At 58.8% G+C, this 16,534-nt stretch carries 14 protein-coding genes; 11 read left to right on the top strand and 3 right to left on the bottom strand.

What is annotated here, in order from left to right:
• Positions 1-15: 15 nt before the first annotated feature.
• The 3 genes from Thiofri_RS24115 to Thiofri_RS24105 all read right to left on the bottom strand — a co-directional run bounded on the left by Thiofri_RS24115 (position 16) and on the right by Thiofri_RS24105 (position 1,837).
• Positions 16-543: a restriction endonuclease gene (locus Thiofri_RS24115; protein WP_009149259.1), complete on the bottom strand. Its 528-nt coding sequence runs from the start codon at positions 541-543 to the stop codon at positions 16-18.
• A complete protein-coding gene (locus Thiofri_RS24110) occupies positions 524-778 on the bottom strand; it encodes a hypothetical protein (protein ID WP_051023872.1) in 255 nt (84 codons plus the stop codon). Before Thiofri_RS24110 ends, Thiofri_RS24115 begins: the two co-directional genes overlap by 20 nt.
• 78 nt (positions 779-856) lie before the next feature.
• On the bottom strand, positions 857-1,837 hold the full coding sequence (locus Thiofri_RS24105; RefSeq protein ID WP_040855933.1) for a MarR family transcriptional regulator: 981 nt from the start codon (positions 1,835-1,837) through the stop codon (positions 857-859).
• Between the two features lie 440 nt (positions 1,838-2,277).
• On the opposite strand from Thiofri_RS24105, the gene Thiofri_RS24100 reads away from it, so the two are divergent.
• The 11 genes from Thiofri_RS24100 to Thiofri_RS24045 all read left to right on the top strand — a co-directional run bounded on the left by Thiofri_RS24100 (position 2,278) and on the right by Thiofri_RS24045 (position 16,533).
• A complete protein-coding gene (locus Thiofri_RS24100; protein ID WP_453888768.1) occupies positions 2,278-3,891 on the top strand; it encodes an N-6 DNA methylase in 1,614 nt (537 codons plus the stop codon).
• Entirely contained in the window at positions 3,888-4,070 is a 183-nt protein-coding gene (locus tag Thiofri_RS24090; RefSeq protein WP_009149256.1) for a hypothetical protein, read from the top strand. Before Thiofri_RS24100 ends, Thiofri_RS24090 begins: the two co-directional genes overlap by 4 nt.
• 190 nt (positions 4,071-4,260) lie before the next feature.
• A complete protein-coding gene (locus Thiofri_RS24085; protein ID WP_009149250.1) occupies positions 4,261-4,653 on the top strand; it encodes a hypothetical protein in 393 nt (130 codons plus the stop codon).
• On the top strand, positions 4,640-6,199 hold the full coding sequence (locus tag Thiofri_RS24080) for a type I restriction-modification system subunit M (RefSeq protein ID WP_009149248.1): 1,560 nt from the start codon (positions 4,640-4,642) through the stop codon (positions 6,197-6,199). The genes Thiofri_RS24085 and Thiofri_RS24080 overlap by 14 nt, the downstream gene beginning before the upstream one ends.
• Positions 6,196-7,752: an ATP-binding protein gene (locus Thiofri_RS24075; RefSeq protein ID WP_009149246.1), complete on the top strand. Its 1,557-nt coding sequence runs from the start codon at positions 6,196-6,198 to the stop codon at positions 7,750-7,752. Before Thiofri_RS24080 ends, Thiofri_RS24075 begins: the two co-directional genes overlap by 4 nt.
• Positions 7,753-8,218: 466 nt before the next feature.
• Positions 8,219-8,605 (top strand): KilA-N domain-containing protein, encoded by a 387-nt coding sequence (locus Thiofri_RS24070; RefSeq protein ID WP_009149245.1) that lies wholly within the window; start codon positions 8,219-8,221, stop codon positions 8,603-8,605.
• An 81-nt stretch (positions 8,606-8,686) separates the two neighbouring features.
• On the top strand, positions 8,687-9,952 hold the full coding sequence (locus Thiofri_RS24065) for a restriction endonuclease subunit S (protein WP_009149244.1): 1,266 nt from the start codon (positions 8,687-8,689) through the stop codon (positions 9,950-9,952).
• A 16-nt stretch (positions 9,953-9,968) separates the two neighbouring features.
• Positions 9,969-12,503 (top strand): AAA family ATPase, encoded by a 2,535-nt coding sequence (locus tag Thiofri_RS24060; protein WP_009149243.1) that lies wholly within the window; start codon positions 9,969-9,971, stop codon positions 12,501-12,503.
• A 382-nt stretch (positions 12,504-12,885) separates the two neighbouring features.
• Positions 12,886-13,086 carry a hypothetical protein gene (locus Thiofri_RS24055; protein WP_009149242.1) on the top strand — a complete coding sequence of 67 codons (201 nt, stop codon included), beginning with the start codon at positions 12,886-12,888 and terminating at the stop codon, positions 13,084-13,086.
• Positions 13,073-13,591 carry a DNA-binding protein gene (locus tag Thiofri_RS24050; RefSeq protein ID WP_009149241.1) on the top strand — a complete coding sequence of 173 codons (519 nt, stop codon included), beginning with the start codon at positions 13,073-13,075 and terminating at the stop codon, positions 13,589-13,591. The genes Thiofri_RS24055 and Thiofri_RS24050 overlap by 14 nt, the downstream gene beginning before the upstream one ends.
• Positions 13,592-13,596: 5 nt before the next feature.
• The gene (locus Thiofri_RS24045) at positions 13,597-16,533 is read left to right on the top strand and encodes a type I restriction endonuclease subunit R (RefSeq protein ID WP_009149240.1); all 2,937 of its coding nucleotides are present in this window, start codon (positions 13,597-13,599) and stop codon (positions 16,531-16,533) included.
• Position 16,534: the final 1 nt, after the last annotated feature.

Below are 16,534 nucleotides of genomic sequence, written 5' to 3'. Positions count from 1 at the left end.
TCCATGCGCAGGTCATCAGACTTGGGGGACCAGTGCCCGCAATTTTGCGCTGCTCCTGATGACCCGAACAATATACTGGCGGCCAAGAATGTGCGGCTTGCGCACGCCGAGCGCGCCCAGCTTCGCTCGCATAGCGGCTGCGATAGGGGCGTCCACGCTCATGTTGGTCATGAAGACATAGGTATCCGCTTGACGGGCTTTGACCAAGGTCTCAACATGATCGAGTTCTGCCGTGAGGTCGCTAACCTTTAACGCCTTGGCGGCCTCGGACGTATGTTTGCACTGGACGGTGCCAATCGGCGGCATGTCAGTCCCCGAAGGGATCAGGAAAACTGCGTCCTGGCCACCATCCTGCGCTTCGCGGAAGATTTCGACAGGACGATCGAGCACGACCTCGCACAGCTGGGAACATAGATCTTGGAAGGCGCGCCAGCCGATGGTGTGCAGCGCCAGATCGCCCCAAGGGCCGTGGGCGCGACGGTCGCGCGGCGCCGCGGGTATGGTCTGAACATATCCCCAGCCGTCATGCGGCGGCAATTCCATAGATGGTGCGCAGTCGCGCGGTTTGTGCGGCCGCGTCACCCGGAAGGCCAATAGTTTTCGGCTGGAAATCCCCATCCGCATCGACTTTTGCGGCAAAGCTCGCCTTGTCCGCAGCAATTGCCTCCGGCAACACGACTCGCTCATCCTCGGGCAGCAGCTGCAACAGACGGAAAACGTCTGCGCGATGCTTACGGACGTTCTTCTGATCGATCTTCTCGCCTTTATCGCTCCGCATGGCAAGGTCGAGATGCGCTTTGGAGGAAATAGTGGTGCGAGAGGCCTTCGAAATGCCGCCTGAAGATGTCGAGCCCCTTCACAAACTCACCTGCCTCAACAGCTCTTCCTTGGCGGCCTCGATGCGATCATCGGTGCTGTCGGGTAGGCTTAAATAAAGCGATATGGTATCCACGAGGTTATCTTCTCCCAGCAGCAAGGGGTCATAGGTCCAGGTTTCGAGTTCGATGACCGGCTCGTCCCAGTTCACCGGCTGATCAAGCTCGTAGCGTGTCGCAAACGCCTTCCATTTGGTCGCTGCCATCGCCCGTGTTTCTATGCGCGGGTGCGACAAGTCAGTCTTTTCGGCGAGTGCTGTCTCTCCCGCCAAGGGCAAGGCGAGACATTGCGGCGGACGTCTGACACGTCGGCGTTTGCGCACGGGTGAACGCAAATGCGGAAGTGCGCGACTCCATAGCGCCTCACCTGGCAGCCTGAAGCGTACATGTCGGAAACGACCAGCAACCTCAGTATCGGCCAACTCGAACGCCTCTATTTCGGTGATCGCCCGGCTCATGCTCATCGCGCTATAGTGAAACTGCGATGCGAGTTCTGAGGGCGTTGTCTCTGGTCCAATCCGGCCTATCAACACTGCCAGCAGGATCAACTGCGCTGCCGGGGTCAGACCGTCAGCGGGCGTATCTCGTTCGCTGCGAAAATGCTCACGCAGATCCACGGCCAGTTCGGGCACGAAGAGCTGATTGCCAGGCACGATGAACGGGACATGCTGCGAAATGAGGCGGTGGCGATTGTGATTGCTCAGGCGTTCGATCACGAGAATGACCACCCGCCCCGGCGATTGCCTGCGTATAACATCACGATGCTTAGCAATAGTGGCCGGCGTGTCGTCATGGAGACGCGTTCCGAGCATCAGGATGCACGGTCGACCGAGGATTTCGCCCTCGACCAAGACATAGCGCTGCGTCAAGAACGCCGGCAGCTTCGCGCTGGCAGCGGGTCCATCAACAATCAGCGGCGCCTGCAGTACATGCTCGACATGGCTCGTTGCGGTCGCGAGCAACGCCTTCTCACTATCTGTCAATATCGGTAACATCGTAGCGCACACTAACACTAGCTCTGTTACCGTGCAATCTTGCGTTAGAGTCTTCGATTTCTCAATTTGGCCGAGCCTCGTGCAAAGGGGGAGCGGAAGGCACCGCGACCTGATCCGAATATGGGAAACAGGCTGTTTCCCGGCCCCTTCGGCATCACCGCTAGGCTGCGCGCGGGCTGACCTCGCTGGCGATCACCGCCATTGGACAAGGATCAAGCATACAATTAGTCACATGACCGGGATACAGTTGGACGCCACGTCGAAGTGCAATTGGACGCGCTGACAGGTTGAGCGCGCTTGTCTAACCCCTGCTCCTGGGCGAAACTGAAGGCCCAGAACAGGCTCACCGGACGCGCCCCGCGCGCACGAAAAGGACCCGCAAGAAAAGGATGAGGAAACAAGCCCCCGTGACGCCGACCAACGCCAAATCCCTCGAATCCTGGATCTGGAACGCCGCATGCTCCATCCGTGGCGCCAAGGACGCGCCGAAATACAAGGACTACATCCTCCCGCTGATCTTCACCAAGCGCCTCTGCGACGTCTTCGACGATGAGCTAAACCGCATCGCCGCCGAGGTCGGCTCGCGCAGGAAAGCCTTCGCACTCGCTAAGGCCGACCACAAACTGGTGCGCTTCTACCTGCCGCTGGTTCCGGCTGACCCCGAGCAACCCGTCTGGTCCGTCATCCGCAAACTTTCCGACCGGATCGGCGAAGGCGTCACCACCCAGATGCGCGCCATCGCTCGGGATAACCCGCTGCTGCAGGGCATCATCGACCGCGTCGACTTCAACGCCACCACCCACGGCCAGCGCGACCTCGACGACGACCGCCTGTCCAATCTGATTGAAGCGATCAGCACCAAGCGCCTGGGCCTGGACGACGTCGAGGCCGACATCATCGGCAAGAGCTACGAATACCTGATCATCCACGACTTCGAAGGCGAGATCGAGATCGGCGACACCTTCAAGCACCCCAAATTCCGCTGGCGCGGCCGGCTGCGCACCTTCGACCGCGTCGTCGCCAATCCCATGTGGAACCAGAACTGGTTCACCGAGGCCGACTACGACAACGACGAGCTCGACCGCTTCCCCGCCGGCGCCGGCTTCCCCGGCAAATCCTCCGCCGACTGGGGCTGGGTGCAGCACATGCACGCCAGCCTCAACGACAAAGGCCGCGCCGCCGTGGTCCTCGACACCGGCGCAGCCTCTCGCGGCTCGGGCAATGCCGGCACCAACAAGGAAAAGACCGTCCGCCAGTGGTTCGTCGACCACGACCTGATCGAAAGCGTGCTCTACCTGCCCGAGAACCTCTTCTACAACACCACCGCGCCCGGCATCGTCCTGTTCCTGAACAAGGCCAAGCCAGAGGCACGGCGGGGTAAGGTCTTCCTTGTCAACGCCAGCCAGATCTTCGAAAAGGGCGACCCAAGAACTTTATCCCCATTGCTAGCATCCAGCGCATCGCCGACACCCTCATCGGCTGGAAGGAAGAGGAAAAGCTCAGCCGCATCGTCGATCACGCCGAGCTTGCGAAGAACGACTACAACATCTCCCCCAGCCGCTGCATCCACACCAGCGACGCTGAGACCTATCGACCACTGGCGGAGATCGTCGCCGAACTGGATGCGGCGGAGGCCGAGGCGCGCGAGGCCGATGCTGCGCTGCGGGAGATTCTGCGGAAGATTGGGATATGAGCATGGTTCAGTTCGCCGAGGCATTTCCGGATACGGAAATTGTCGCCGCACTGCGGCGACAATTGGGGTGGACCCATTTTCGAACCCTCATCCCGCTGAAAGACCCACTCAAGCGGGAGTTCTACGCCGAAAAGTTCCGCGCAACGGCCCTTGGGCCAGACCAACTCGGAGACGTGGTACGTCCCCTATTTTCCCCGAGTCCGTGATCCGCCGTCGATTTGTCGCCGGCTGGTATCATTTCGAGCATCTCTATCGCCCCCGTCTTGATGCCTGGCGGGTTTACGACAACTCCGGCGAGGAGGCGACTCTCTTGGAGGAAGCGCCATGAAGAACGAAAGCAACAAAGCACCCGATCATGACTTGGTCCAAAGCGCAATCGCCTTGCGGCGAGCCGCCCAGCAAGCACGCCGGGATGCCCAACGCACCCATACCCCGCTCGTCACCTTCGAGAACGGAGCGGTCAAGAAGCAGATGGTGGTGGGGGAGAGACCCAGCGCAGAGCAATAGCGATGCTCGAAGGGCCGGAAAAGAAGTTTCAGAAGCTACGCAGGTGCGAGAATGACGCTGGCCTCGGCGACCCGATCGATCCCGGAGCCCTTCGACAGGAGCCGATCCGGCGGGATACCGAGTCGGCATCCAACATTCAGCCGCCGACCGGGCAGACGATTGGACGAGGATCCAGCATACACTTAGCCGCATGACCGGCATACAATCGGAAGCAACACTGGAATATAATCGGACGGGCTATCATCATGCGTTTGGACAAATCCGGCTATCGACGCGCAGCATCCGCGCAGCCGTCGTGAGCGACCTGACCCCACTCCGCGACCTCTGCCAGCAACTAGAGCGCGTCCAGGCCCAAGCTGCGGCGTTGGGACTCTTTGTTGGCAACCGCGATCTCCTCGATTGCCCCAACTGCAAACTCTTCGAAGATGTCACGGCTGAAGGACTTCTCATTACCTCCCGCGAGCTGGCCACCCCACCCATCGACACAGGCTTGCGGTTTAGCCAGGTTTCTTCCAATACATTCCAGTGCCCGGCCTGTGCCGAGGTCATCAACCTCGACGAAGAAGTCCATGGCGAAGACTAAGCCCGAAAACGCCAAGTCCCTCGAATCCTGGATCTGGAACGCCGCATGCTCCATCCGTGGCGCCAAGGACGCGCCGAAATATAAGGACTACATCCTCCCGCTGATCTTCACCAAACGCCTCTGCGACGTCTTCGACGATGAGCTGAACCGCATCGCCGCCGAGGTCGGATCGCGCCGATCGGCCTTCGCACTCGTCAAGGCCGACCACAAGCTGGTGCGCTTCTACCTGCCGCTGGTTCCGGATGACCCCGAGCAATCCGTCTGGTCCGTCATCCGCAAGCTCGCGGACAGAATCGGCGAAGGCGTCACCACCCAGATGCGCGCCATCGCGCGCGAAAACCCGCTGCTGCAGGGCATCATCGACCGCGTCGACTTCAACGCCACCACCCACGGCCAGCGCGACCTCGACGACGACCGCCTGTCCAACCTGATCGAAGCGATCAGCACCAAGCGCCTGGGCCTGGACGATGTCGAGGCCGACATCATCGGCAAGAGCTACGAATACCTGATCCGCAAGTTCGCCGAGGGCGGCGGCCAGAGCGCCGGCGAGTTCTACACCCCGCCCGAGGTCGGCACCATCATGTCCCGCGTGCTCGCGCCAGAGCCGGGCATGGAGATCTACGACCCCTGCTGCGGCTCCGGCGGCCTCCTGATTAAGTGCGAGATCGCGATGGAGGAGTCGGCGAAGAGCGAACAGCCTGCCCCGCTCAAGCTCTACGGCCAGGAGTACATCGCCGACACCTGGGCCATGGCCAACATGAACCTGATCATCCACGACTTCGAGGGCGAGATCGAGATCGGCGACACCTTCAAGCACCCCAAATTCCGCTGGCGCGGCAGGCTGCGCACCTTCGACCGCGTCGTCGCCAATCCCATGTGGAACCAGAACTGGTTCACCGAGGCCGACTACGACAACGACGAGCTCGACCGCTTCCCCGCCGGCGCCGGCTTCCCCGGCAAATCCTCCGCCGACTGGGGCTGGGTGCAGCACATGCACGCCAGCCTCAATGACAAAGGCCGCGCCGCCGTCGTCCTCGACACCGGCGCCGCCTCCCGCGGCTCCGGCAATGCCGGCACCAACAAGGAAAAGACCGTCCGCCAGTGGTTCGTCGACCACGATCTCATCGAGAGCGTCCTCTACCTGCCCGAGAACCTCTTCTACAACACCACCGCGCCCGGCATTGTGCTTTTCTTGAACAAGGCCAAGCCCGCGCGGCGCCGGGGTAAGGTCTTCCTCGTCAACGCCAGCCAGGTCTTCGAAAAGGGCGACCCCAAGAACTTCATCCCCGAGGCAGGCATCGCGCGCATCGCCGACACCCTCATCGGCTGGAAGGAAGCGGAAAAACTCAGCCGTGTCGTCGATCTCGCCGAGTTGAAGAAAAACGACTACAACATCTCCCCCAGCCGCTACATCCACACCAGCGACGCCGAGACCTATCGGCCGCTGGCGGAAATCGTCGAGGAACTGAAGGGCATCGAGGCCGAGGCCAAAGAAAGCGGCCAGGCTCTCGACAGAATTCTCAAACAACTCGGAATCGGCGCATGAGGATCTTCATCAGCAGCGTCCAAAAGGAATTCGCCGCCGAGCGCAAGGCGCTTGCCGAATACCTTTCCGGCGACCCGTTGCTGCGTCGTTTCTTCGAGACGTTTATCTTCGAGCGCGATGTCCCCGCTTCCGACCGTCGGCCCGACGCCGTCTATTTCGATGAAGTCCGGAACTGTGATCTCTACCTCGGTCTCTTTGGAGATGACTACGGCTGGGAAAACCAGGACGGCCTCTCGCCCACCCACCTTGAATTCAACGAGGCCACCCGGCAGGGCAAGACCCGCCTGATCTTCATCAAGGGCGCGGACGATGATGCCAAGCACCCGAAAATGCGCGCATTGATCCGCGACGCCGGGGACCACCTCGTCCGGCGGCGTTTCAATTCCGCCGAAGAACTTGTCGCTGCCGTCTATGCGAGCCTGGTCCGGATTCTTGAAGAGCGCGAGCTGATCCGTTTTGGGCCCTTCGATGCCACATTCTGCCGAAACGCCGCTCTCGACGACCTGGACCAGGACAAGATTAGCCGCTTTCTCGGGCTGGCTCGCCGTGGGCGCAATTTCCCATTGCCGGAGGACACGCCGCCCCATGAAGTGTTGGCCCACCTCAACCTGCTCGACAAGGGGCGGCCGACCCATGCCGCCATCCTGTTGTTCGGCAAACAGCCGCAACGCTTCCTGATCACCTCCGAGGTGAAGTGCGCCCACTTCCACGGCTATGAAGTGGCCAAGCCCATCCCTTCTTATCAGGTGTACAAAGGTACGGTCTTCGACCTCGTTGACCAGGCCAAGGACTTCGTACTTTCCAAAATTGATCTCTGGGTCGGCACCCGCGAGCATGGCACCCAGGCACCCACGAAATACGAAATACCGCAAGAGGTTGTCGCCGAGGCCATCGTCAACGCCGTCGTGCATCGCGACTACACCAGCAACGCCAGCGTGCAGGTCATGCTCTTCAAGGACCGGCTGGAAATTTGGAACCCCGGTTCCCTGCCGCCCACCCTGACCCTGGAAAAACTGCGTGGCCCGCACGCCTCCGTCCCGCACAACCCGCTGCTCGCCGAGCCCATGTATCTCACCAAATACATTGAGCGAATGGGCACCGGCATCCGCGACATGATCCACCGCTGCCGCAAAGCCGGGCTTCCCGAACCTGAAATCCGGCTGGATAGCGGTTCGTTCGTACTGACTGTCCGCAGACCGGCCACTGGATCGGCGCCCCAGTCCGGGCCAGGTCAGGACCAGGGCGGACAGCTAGAGTCACGGCTAGAGTCACGGCTAGAGTCACGGCTAGAGTCACGGCTAGAGTCGGCTTTGGCCGCCAAGGTCATGCTGGCCATCCGCCCGCAGCCACTCGGCAAAGCCGCCATTGCGCCGATTCTCGGACACCAAACGGTCTCCGGCGAACTTCACAAGCAGATCAAGCGCATGGTGGATCGTGGCCTCATCGAGCCCACCATCCCCGAAAAACCCACCAGTCGCCTCCAGAAATACCGGCTCACCGAAAAGGGCCAGGCGTTGCTGGCAGAGTTGGAAAAGCCGGGGGGCAAGCCGTGAACTCGATAGGGAACAAGCGGAGCGCGGTTGACCTTCAAGAAAGGGTCAAAGCTTGAAAATGAAGCCAGACAACAAGCAAGCCTCAATCACGCGCCCCTCCGCCGCCGTATACCTCACTTTCGTCGCTGCACAGGGTCAAGGCCATACCTTTACCCAGAAGTCCTGCGGCCATGGTTAAGACGCGGTCCAAGTGGCTGTTTCATCATCGCCCACCACGGCGGCACACCCAACGGGCCAGCTTGGTTACCCTCTGACTGGGAAGTAAGGACAGACTTATGGGTAATGGCATGGGTCAAGGCGGCGTCGAGGTGGTTTATGCCGACGAGGACATCTGGCTGACTCAAATAATGATAGGCGTTCTCTACGATATGCCCCCCACCATCAACTAAAACCTGGTGCGTGGTTCAGTTGTCCAAGATTTTCGGATAACTGCCGCAGGTGACAGAACGCAGAAGGGACTTTCGGTATGACGAAAAAAGCGACCACCGCGAAAATCAGCGTCCAGCGCACCGACATCACCGTCATACACCATCTCGGCGACGACTTCATCTCCCTGACCGACATGGTGCGACACTTCGACGGTGGTCCCGCCCTGATCGAGCAATGGCTCAAAAACAAGGACACCGTTCTCTTTCTCGGTGTTTGGGAGCAGATCAACAACCCGAATTTTAAAACCCCCGAATTCGAGGGAATTAGACATGAGGCCGGACGGAACAGCTTCTACCTCTCCGCCAAGAAATGGTCGCAGACCACAGATGCCATCGGCTTGATCGCCAAGGCGGGTCGCTACGGCGCCAGGCCCTCACCGCGCGGACCGCAAAGGAGTTTAAGGGAGACGAAGAATGCACGCTAAAAGGAACGCGGACATTCCTGTCCGCGAATCGAATTCCAACGCCGGTTCGAAACTCCGCGCTCCTTCGCGGAAGATCGGGGTATGAGCTTGGAAGTTCAAAAAAGCGAAATCGGCGATTTCCCAGCTTCGTGGGATGTCGACCGTGTCGACTCGGCGTTTGACATCCAGCAGGGCAAACAGGTCTCCAAGAAGAATCGCGACGGGGAGCATCAACGTCCGTTTCTCCGGACCAAAAACGTGTTTTGGAACCGGCTCGATCTAGCGGACCTGGATCATATGCACTTCAGCGCGGCGGAGCAGGCCCGTCTCGAACTTCGCGCCGACGATCTGCTCGTCTGCGAAGGCGGTTCCATTGGCAGAACTGCGCTTTGGGACAACGAGGTCGATGGATGCCTTTATCAGAACCATCTTCACCGCCTCCGGGCAAAGGGAACGAAGGCTGACCCCCAGTTCGCCGTGTATTGGTTTTGGTATGCCTTCGACGTGGCGAAACTCTACTTTGGGCGAGGCAACGTCACCACGATCCCGAACCTTTCGCAGTCGAAGCTGGCGGAGTTGCCCATGGCTCTCCCCCCGCTCTCCGAGCAGAAGAAGATCGCGCACATCCTTTCGACGGTTCAGCGGGCGATCAAAGCACAGGAGCGGATCATTCAGACCACCACCGAGCTGAAAAAGGCTCTCATGCACAAGCTCTTCACCGAAGGCCTCCGCAACGAACCCCTAAAACAAAGCGAAATCGGCCCCGTCCCCGAAAGCTGGGAGGTAGTGCCGGTCGGAAACATCTGTCGGAGCATCGTTCCAGGGCGCAACAAACCCAAAATTTTTGATGGGGATATCCCGTGGCTCACTACACCTAACATCAAGGGCCTCGATTACATCAACGCCGATGTGGATGGACTTAGAGTGAGCTCGGATGAGTTAAGGTCCTCCGGAGGGCGCCTAATTCCAGAGAAGAGCGTCATCATGTCGTGTGTGGGCGAGTTTGGCGTCAGCGCAGTGACAAACATCGAAATCGTCATTAACCAGCAACTTCACGCTTTCATCTGCCCCGCGAAGCTGAATCCGGTCTTTCTGTGCAATCAACTCCGCTACCGGAAGCCCTACATGCAGAGCATCGCTGCGATCACAACGATTCCTTACCTCAACAAGAGTAAGTGTGAATCCGTGCCAATCGCACTTCCGGGGCGCGAAGAACAGGATGAGGTTGCGGTGATTTTTGACACGTTGGACTCAAAGCGAAACCAACACATCGCACACCGACATGCCCTCCAAGATCTCTTCCGCACGCTTCTTCACGAACTCATGACCGCGAAGACCCGCGTTCAAGACGTCAAGCTTGAGATTTAAGCAGAGCCTTTCCGCCATGCCCACACACCCTGATGCAATTGGATACATTCGAGACCTCGGGCACACCGAGGGCATCCCATGGCTAGAAATGATCTGTGATCTAGCCGCTTCCGGAACGACAACTCTGAGTCCTATTGATCTGGAGACCCTCGTTCAGCTTTTCACAAAACAGGCAAGCTACTTTCGGCAGCCTGCGCCCCCAGCAGCCGCCGCCCCAACAGGCGTCGCCGCTCCAGCGCCTGAGCGGCTTGAAGCGATCGGTCCGTTCAATGGCTTCAAACGCCTAAATAATTCACTAGCTGCATCGTTTCCGAAACGAGCAACAATCGTTTTCGGGGCGAATGGAAGCGGGAAATCCAGTCTGTGCGAAGCATTACAGATTCTAGCGTCTAGCGATGCGCCTAGGCGACCGCTGAATGACGTTCGCGCTACCGGGGCAGCCTCTCCATCATTCAGCTTCAGGTTCACTTCGGATGCAGCCGTTCAGAATTGGACATCAACGGTTGCCTACGGAGTCCGCTCAAGCGTAGTGAAATACTTCGACTCGGGCATTGCTATCCACAACATCACCAACTCTGTCCAGCCCGGACGTATTATCGAGCTTTCGCCGTTTAAGTTGGATGTATTTGGAACGGTGAAAAAGCACTGCGAGGAACTCCGTACAGAGCTGCAAAGAAGGCAGGGTGAGAACGTAACTCTGCTTTCTGGACTCGCTGATCAGATCCGCACAAAGTTCGAGTCTTTCGACGGCTCTGTGCTTGCTGGTTTGAATACTCCGACACTCGCGGCTCTCCAATCCGAGATAAACCTGGGTGAGGCATATACTGAAGACAGTGAACTTCCAGAAAAGCTCAAAAAGAAGGATGAGCTCGAGAAGGCTATTTCTGAAGAGGGCCTCAAACTACTCAAGGGGGAGGCTGCTGCGATGAAAAGTCTGCACGGAGAGATCCAACCGATCTTAAGTGCAGCTGAGAAGCTCGTTGAAATCGATCCGGTTGCTCAGGCCAGAGTCCTAAAGGCAAAAGAAGAGGAGCTAGAGATTCTGGCTAAAGCACTTATTCCATCAGGTGCGACTCTAGACAAACTAATGGCTCTCATTCGGCCTGCGAACGAAGTACGCAATCTCCATTCGCCAGAGCCTCAAGAGTGCCCCCTTTGTAAGCAAGCCTTGCGCGAAAGTGAGCTGGAGCTGTTCAAGAAGTATTCCGATCTTCTCACAGGAGAACTTGATTCGCTGATTACCGAACTTCGGAAGCAGATCGAAACAGCCGAGAAGAATCTTAAAGTGATCTCAGACTCTGAGCCTGATGAATGGGCAAAAGATTCCGTCTTGGCTGAGGAAACGATAGATGCGGTCAAAATGTCTGGAAAAGCAATCCTGACCCGCTTCAAGGCAGGAGAAGAAATTGATCAAGTCTGCAAGGATTCAGTCATGGCGATTCGAAAACTCAGCGATGGTCTTTTAGCTCAATCAGAGGAGAAATCTGAACTCATCGCTCAGGCCCTAAAAGACCGGGCAGAGCTTCTAAAGCAACTTGAGCAAGTCGCTAAAGAGTGCCAGGCGTTGCTTTACGCGAAAGAGATTTTCGAGAATATTGATCTTTTAAAGGATACACGTCGGAGAATGCGAATCGCGACTTTCTGGGACGGCTCGATCCCAAATTTTTCAAACGTTCTGCGCAAGGTGACATCAACTGCGAAGAAGGCTCATAAGGAGCTTGTCGTAGATGATTTCAAGAACCGATTGAACGCAGAATATATCGCGCTTGCTGAGAAAAATATGAGAGCATTCGGAGTTGAGCTTAAGGACGTCGGCGGTGACGGGGCTGTCACTGTAGATCATCATGTCGCGGGCCAGAGAATTGATTCGGTTCTGAGCGAAGGTGAGCAACGAGTCCACGCGCTTGCCCTTTTCTTCGCAGAACTCGAGACCTGCCAACAACAAGTCATCGTGTTCGATGATCCCATTTCCAGTTTCGACTACAACTACATCGGCAACTACTGCAATCGGCTTCGCGACTTAATTCAAGCGCATCCGAATCGTCAGATAATTATTTTTACGCATAACTGGGAATTTTTCGTTCAGATTCAGACGACTTTGAACGCGTCTGCGCTTAACCCCCATATGGCCGTACACGTCATCGAGAGTTGCACCGCCATTGACGCCTACAGCGAGAACATCGAGGAGCTGAAGGCTGACATCGATTCAGTCTTAGCTGTCGCGGGCGAGCCAACGAAGGCGCAGAAAGAGAAAATGGCGGGCAAAATGCGCCGACTAATCGAGGCGGTAGTCAATACCCACGTCTTCAACAAGCAACGGCATCAATATAAGCAGAAGAGCCAGCAAGTCTCTGCCTTCAATGATTTCACCAAGGTAGTTCCTCTTCTTCCCGCCGAAGCACAGACGCTGAAGGATCTCTTCGCGAAACTAAGCATTTCCGAGCACGACGACCCTCGAAATGCCTACATCAACACCGACAAGGCAATGTTTCAGACTCGGTACGATGCAATTAAGATGATCGAGACGGCGATAATTGGAAGAAAAATATAGCATGCCTACACGCCGAGAACACATAACCGTCCAAGCCCGGATACTCGAATACCCCGAGGCCATGGTTTGGACGATTGTGTCGCGCGAGAAGGCCGAGCGCCGGTGCGGGTTTGATCTGGACGCGCCGCCCGCCGACCGCGCCAACAAAACCGTTCGCTCTTCTCCGACGACCTGCTCGACGCCAAGGTGCGGGAATTCAACCCGCGCTAGACCGAGGCCGAGGGCGCTTTGCCCGGGCAGTTTCGCTATCTCGACACCGACATCTACGGCAACCGGGAGTTCGTCGAGCACCTGCGCAACCGCGGCAGGTTCTTCGACTACCGCGCGGATGTTCGCCCGCGGTTGTCAAACCGCACACATGTTGCACTTCGGACTAAAACCCATGAACAACACCTTGATCGAGGCTGAACTCCCTGCGGAGCTTGCGGCTCAGGCCCGAGCATTCGTCGCGGAAGGCTGGGCGACGGACTTCAATGACCTGCTGGCGGAGGCGCTAAGGCGATTTCTGGAGTCCCACGAGGCGTCGCTGACCGAATCCTTTATCAAGGAAGATGTAGAGTGGGGTCTTCGTGGACGAGACTGACCAGCGTCCGCCGCTGGTCGTCTGTGATGCGGGACCGCTCATTCACCTGGACGAACTCGGGTGCCTGGACCTGTTGGCTGACTTCCCTGTTGTCTTGGTACCGGAGGAGGTTTGGCGCGAAGTGCAGCGGCACCGGCCGAGGGTGCTGGGCCAGTCTGTTGTGGTTCTGCGGCAGCTCACACCCACGCAACCCGTGCCGCCCGCACTCGCCGCCATGGCCCGGCTCCTTTCCCTGCATGCAGGGGAAATGGAGGCGCTTCGGGTTGCGCTGGAGCATGATCCCGCTTTGTTGTTGACCGATGACACGGCGGCGCGCCTGGCAGCTCGCAATCTCTCGATCAGGGCGCATGGAACACTTGGCATTCTGCTGCGCGCAATCCGTCGCGGCCAGCGTTCGAGGGACGAACTGATCGAGGTTCTGAGGGTGTTACCCGAAAAATCGACCCTGCACCTGAAGCGCAGTCTCCTGGACGATGTGATCTGCGAAGCCGAAAGACTCCCCTGATACCTATGCCAACCCCCGGCGAGCACAAGACTGTTCAGTCCCGCATTCTGGAATACGCCCAGGCCATCGGTTGGACCTTTGTGTCTCGCGAGGAGACCGAGCATCGGCGCGGGTTTGACCCTGACGTACCAGTTGCCGACCGCGCCAAGAACCGTTCGCTGTTTTTTGATGACTTGCTCGCCGCCAAGATTCGGGAATTCAACCCGCGCTATGCCGAGGCCGGGGGCGCGCTGCTCGGACAGTTCCGCCATCTTCACACCGACATTTACGGCAACCGGGAGTTCGTCGAGCATCTGCGCAACCGGGGCAAGTTTTTCGACGTTGATGCGAAGCGCGAGCGCGACCTGATCCTGATCGATTACGAGCATCCCGAAAACAACGTCTACGAGGTCACCGAGGAGTGGGCCTTTCACAACGGCCACTACGGAACGCGGCAAGACATCGTCTTTCTCATCAACGGCATCCCGGTGCTGGTGATCGAGTGCAAGAACGCCAACAAGGACGAGGCGATTGCGCTGGGGGTTGACCAGATCCGGCGCTATCACCGCGAAACGCCCGAGCTGTTCGTGTCGCAGCAGCTCTTCACCGCCACAGATGCCATTGGCTTTTGCTACGGGGTGAGCTGGAACACGGTGCGGCGGAACATTTTCAACTGGAAGGATGCGGAGGTCGGCAAGCTGGAGGCCAAGGTGAAGGGCTTCTGCGCCATCCCGCAGGTGCTCGGCTTCCTGAAGGACTACATCGTCTTTGCCGAAAAGGACGAGGAGCTGAACAAGTACATCCTGCGCCAGCATCAGACCGGCGCGGTGGAGGCGGCGGTCCGCCGCGCCCTTGATTCCCTGCGCACCCGCGGTCTGGTCTGGCATACCCAGGGCAGCGGCAAGACTTTCACCATGATCAAGGCGGCGGAGCGGCTGTTCCGCGCGCCGGAGGCGGACAAGCCCACCGTGCTGCTGATGATCGACCGCAACGAGCTGGAAGATCAGATGCTTAAGAACCTCGCGGCGCTGGGCTTGGGCAACCTGGAGCACGCCAGCAGCATCGCCCGGCTCAACCAGCTGTTGCGCGACGACTATCGGGGCATCATCGTGACGATGATCCACAAGTTCCGCGACATGCCGGCGAACCTCAACACGCGCTCGAACATCTACGTGCTCATCGACGAGGCCCACCGGACCACCGGCGGCGATCTCGGCAACTTTTTGATGGCCGGCCTGCCGAATGCGACCTTCATCGGCTTCACCGGCACCCCGGTAGACAAGACGGTCTACGGCAAGGGCACCTTCAAGACCTTCGGCTGCGAGGACGACCAAGGGTATCTGCACAAGTATTCCATCGCCGACAGCATCGAGGACGGCACGACGCTGCCGCTCTACTACCAGCTCGCCCCGAACGAGATGCTGGTCCCGCACGAGACGCTGGACAAGGAGTTCCTGTCGCTGGCCGAGGCCGAGGGAGTGGCGGACATCGAGGAGCTGAATAGGATCCTCGATCGGGCGGTGAATCTGAAGAACTTCCTCAAGGGCAAGGAGCGGATTCAGAAGGTGGCGCAGTTTGTCGCCAGCCACTACCGCGAGAACGTCGAGCCGCTCGGCTACAAGGCCTTCCTAGTCGGCGTGGACCGCGAGGCCTGCGCCCACTACAAGCACGCGCTGGATGCTGTGTTCATGGAGATGGGCCTGCCGCCCGAGTATTCCGAGGTCGTCTACACCGGCAGCAACAACGACTCGAAGCTGCTCAAGGAATTCCATCTCGACCCGAAGCGAGAGCGGCAGATCCGCAAAAGCTTCGGCAAGCTCGACCAGCAGCCCAAGATCCTCATCGTCACCGAGAAGCTGCTCACCGGCTTCGACGCGCCGGTGCTCTACGCCATGTATCTCGACAAGCCGATGCGGGACCACACACTGCTGCAGGCCATCGCCCGCGTGAACCGTCCCTATGAGAACGAGGCCCAGGAGATGGTGAAGCCCCACGGCTTCGTCTTTGACTTCGTCGGCATTTTCGACAACCTGGAAAAGGCGCTGGCCTTCGACAGCGACGAGATCAACGCCATCGTCAAGGACCTGAAGCTGCTGAAGGTCCTGTTCAAAAACAAGATGGAGTCCAAGGCCCCGGCCTACCTCGGCCTGATCGAGCGCAACTTCAACGACAAGGACGTGGACACCCTCATCGAGCATTTCCGCGACCCCGAGCGGCGCAAGGCGTTCTTCAAGGAGTACAAGGAGATCGAGATGCTCTATGAGATCATCTCGCCGGATGCCTTCCTGCGGCCCTTCATGGACGACTACGGCACTCTGTCCGCCATCTACGCGGTCGTCCGCCAGGCTTACAGCAGGCGCGTGCAGGTGGATCGTGAGTTCCAGCGCAAGACCAACCTGCTGGTCCAGGAGCAGGTCGGCACCTACGAGGTTCGACCTGTCGATGGGCTGGTCGAGATCAACGCCGAGACCATCGCGCTGATCAAGCAGCGCCAGGGCGGCGACGCCACCAAGGTGATCAACCTGGTGAAGGGCATCGAGCGCAAGGCCGAGGAGGAGAGCGAGGACCCCTACCTTATCGCCATGGCCGAGCGTGCGCGGGCGGTGCAGGATGCCTTCGAAAGCCGCCAGCTCGACACGGCGGAGGCCCTGGCGGCGCTGCTGCGGGAGGTCGAGTCGAACGAGACCAGAAAGCAGGAGCAGTCCGAGAAGTCCTTCGACGGCCTGACCTATTTCGTCTACCGCACCCTGTTGGATGCCGGGATCGGCAACCCCGAGGCAGTCAGCCGCAAGATCCGGCTGGCCTTTGGGAAATTCCCCAACTGGAAGCGAAGCGAGAACGCCCTGCGCGAGCTGCGCAAGCGGGTGACCTTCGCGATCTTCGCCGAGACGGAGGATCTGGACCGGGTCACGGCACTGGTGGATGAGTTGTTCACATTGCTGGACAAGGCGCAGCGGATCTAAC

It is taken from the genome of Thiorhodovibrio frisius, assembly GCF_033954835.1.
Lineage (GTDB): Bacteria > Pseudomonadota > Gammaproteobacteria > Chromatiales > Chromatiaceae > Thiorhodovibrio > Thiorhodovibrio frisius.
The sequence above is the reverse complement of the archived record's forward strand: the minus strand, read 5'-3'. Positions and strand labels throughout refer to the sequence as shown.

What these genes read in the sequence shown, in the direction of transcription:
- Thiofri_RS24115 (WP_009149259.1), bottom strand. Translation starts at nt 543, where the DNA reads ATGGAATTGCCGCCGCATGACGGCTGGGGATATGTTCAGACCATACCC.
- Thiofri_RS24110 (WP_051023872.1), bottom strand. Translation starts at nt 778, where the DNA reads ATGCGGAGCGATAAAGGCGAGAAGATCGATCAGAAGAACGTCCGTAAG.
- Thiofri_RS24090 (WP_009149256.1), top strand. Translation starts at nt 3,888, where the DNA reads ATGAAGAACGAAAGCAACAAAGCACCCGATCATGACTTGGTCCAAAGC.
- Thiofri_RS24085 (WP_009149250.1), top strand. Translation starts at nt 4,261, where the DNA reads ATGACCGGCATACAATCGGAAGCAACACTGGAATATAATCGGACGGGC.
- Thiofri_RS24080 (WP_009149248.1), top strand. Translation starts at nt 4,640, where the DNA reads ATGGCGAAGACTAAGCCCGAAAACGCCAAGTCCCTCGAATCCTGGATC.
- Thiofri_RS24075 (WP_009149246.1), top strand. Translation starts at nt 6,196, where the DNA reads ATGAGGATCTTCATCAGCAGCGTCCAAAAGGAATTCGCCGCCGAGCGC.
- Thiofri_RS24070 (WP_009149245.1), top strand. Translation starts at nt 8,219, where the DNA reads ATGACGAAAAAAGCGACCACCGCGAAAATCAGCGTCCAGCGCACCGAC.
- Thiofri_RS24065 (WP_009149244.1), top strand. Translation starts at nt 8,687, where the DNA reads ATGAGCTTGGAAGTTCAAAAAAGCGAAATCGGCGATTTCCCAGCTTCG.
- Thiofri_RS24060 (WP_009149243.1), top strand. Translation starts at nt 9,969, where the DNA reads ATGCCCACACACCCTGATGCAATTGGATACATTCGAGACCTCGGGCAC.
- Thiofri_RS24055 (WP_009149242.1), top strand. Translation starts at nt 12,886, where the DNA reads ATGAACAACACCTTGATCGAGGCTGAACTCCCTGCGGAGCTTGCGGCT.
- Thiofri_RS24045 (WP_009149240.1), top strand. Translation starts at nt 13,597, where the DNA reads ATGCCAACCCCCGGCGAGCACAAGACTGTTCAGTCCCGCATTCTGGAA.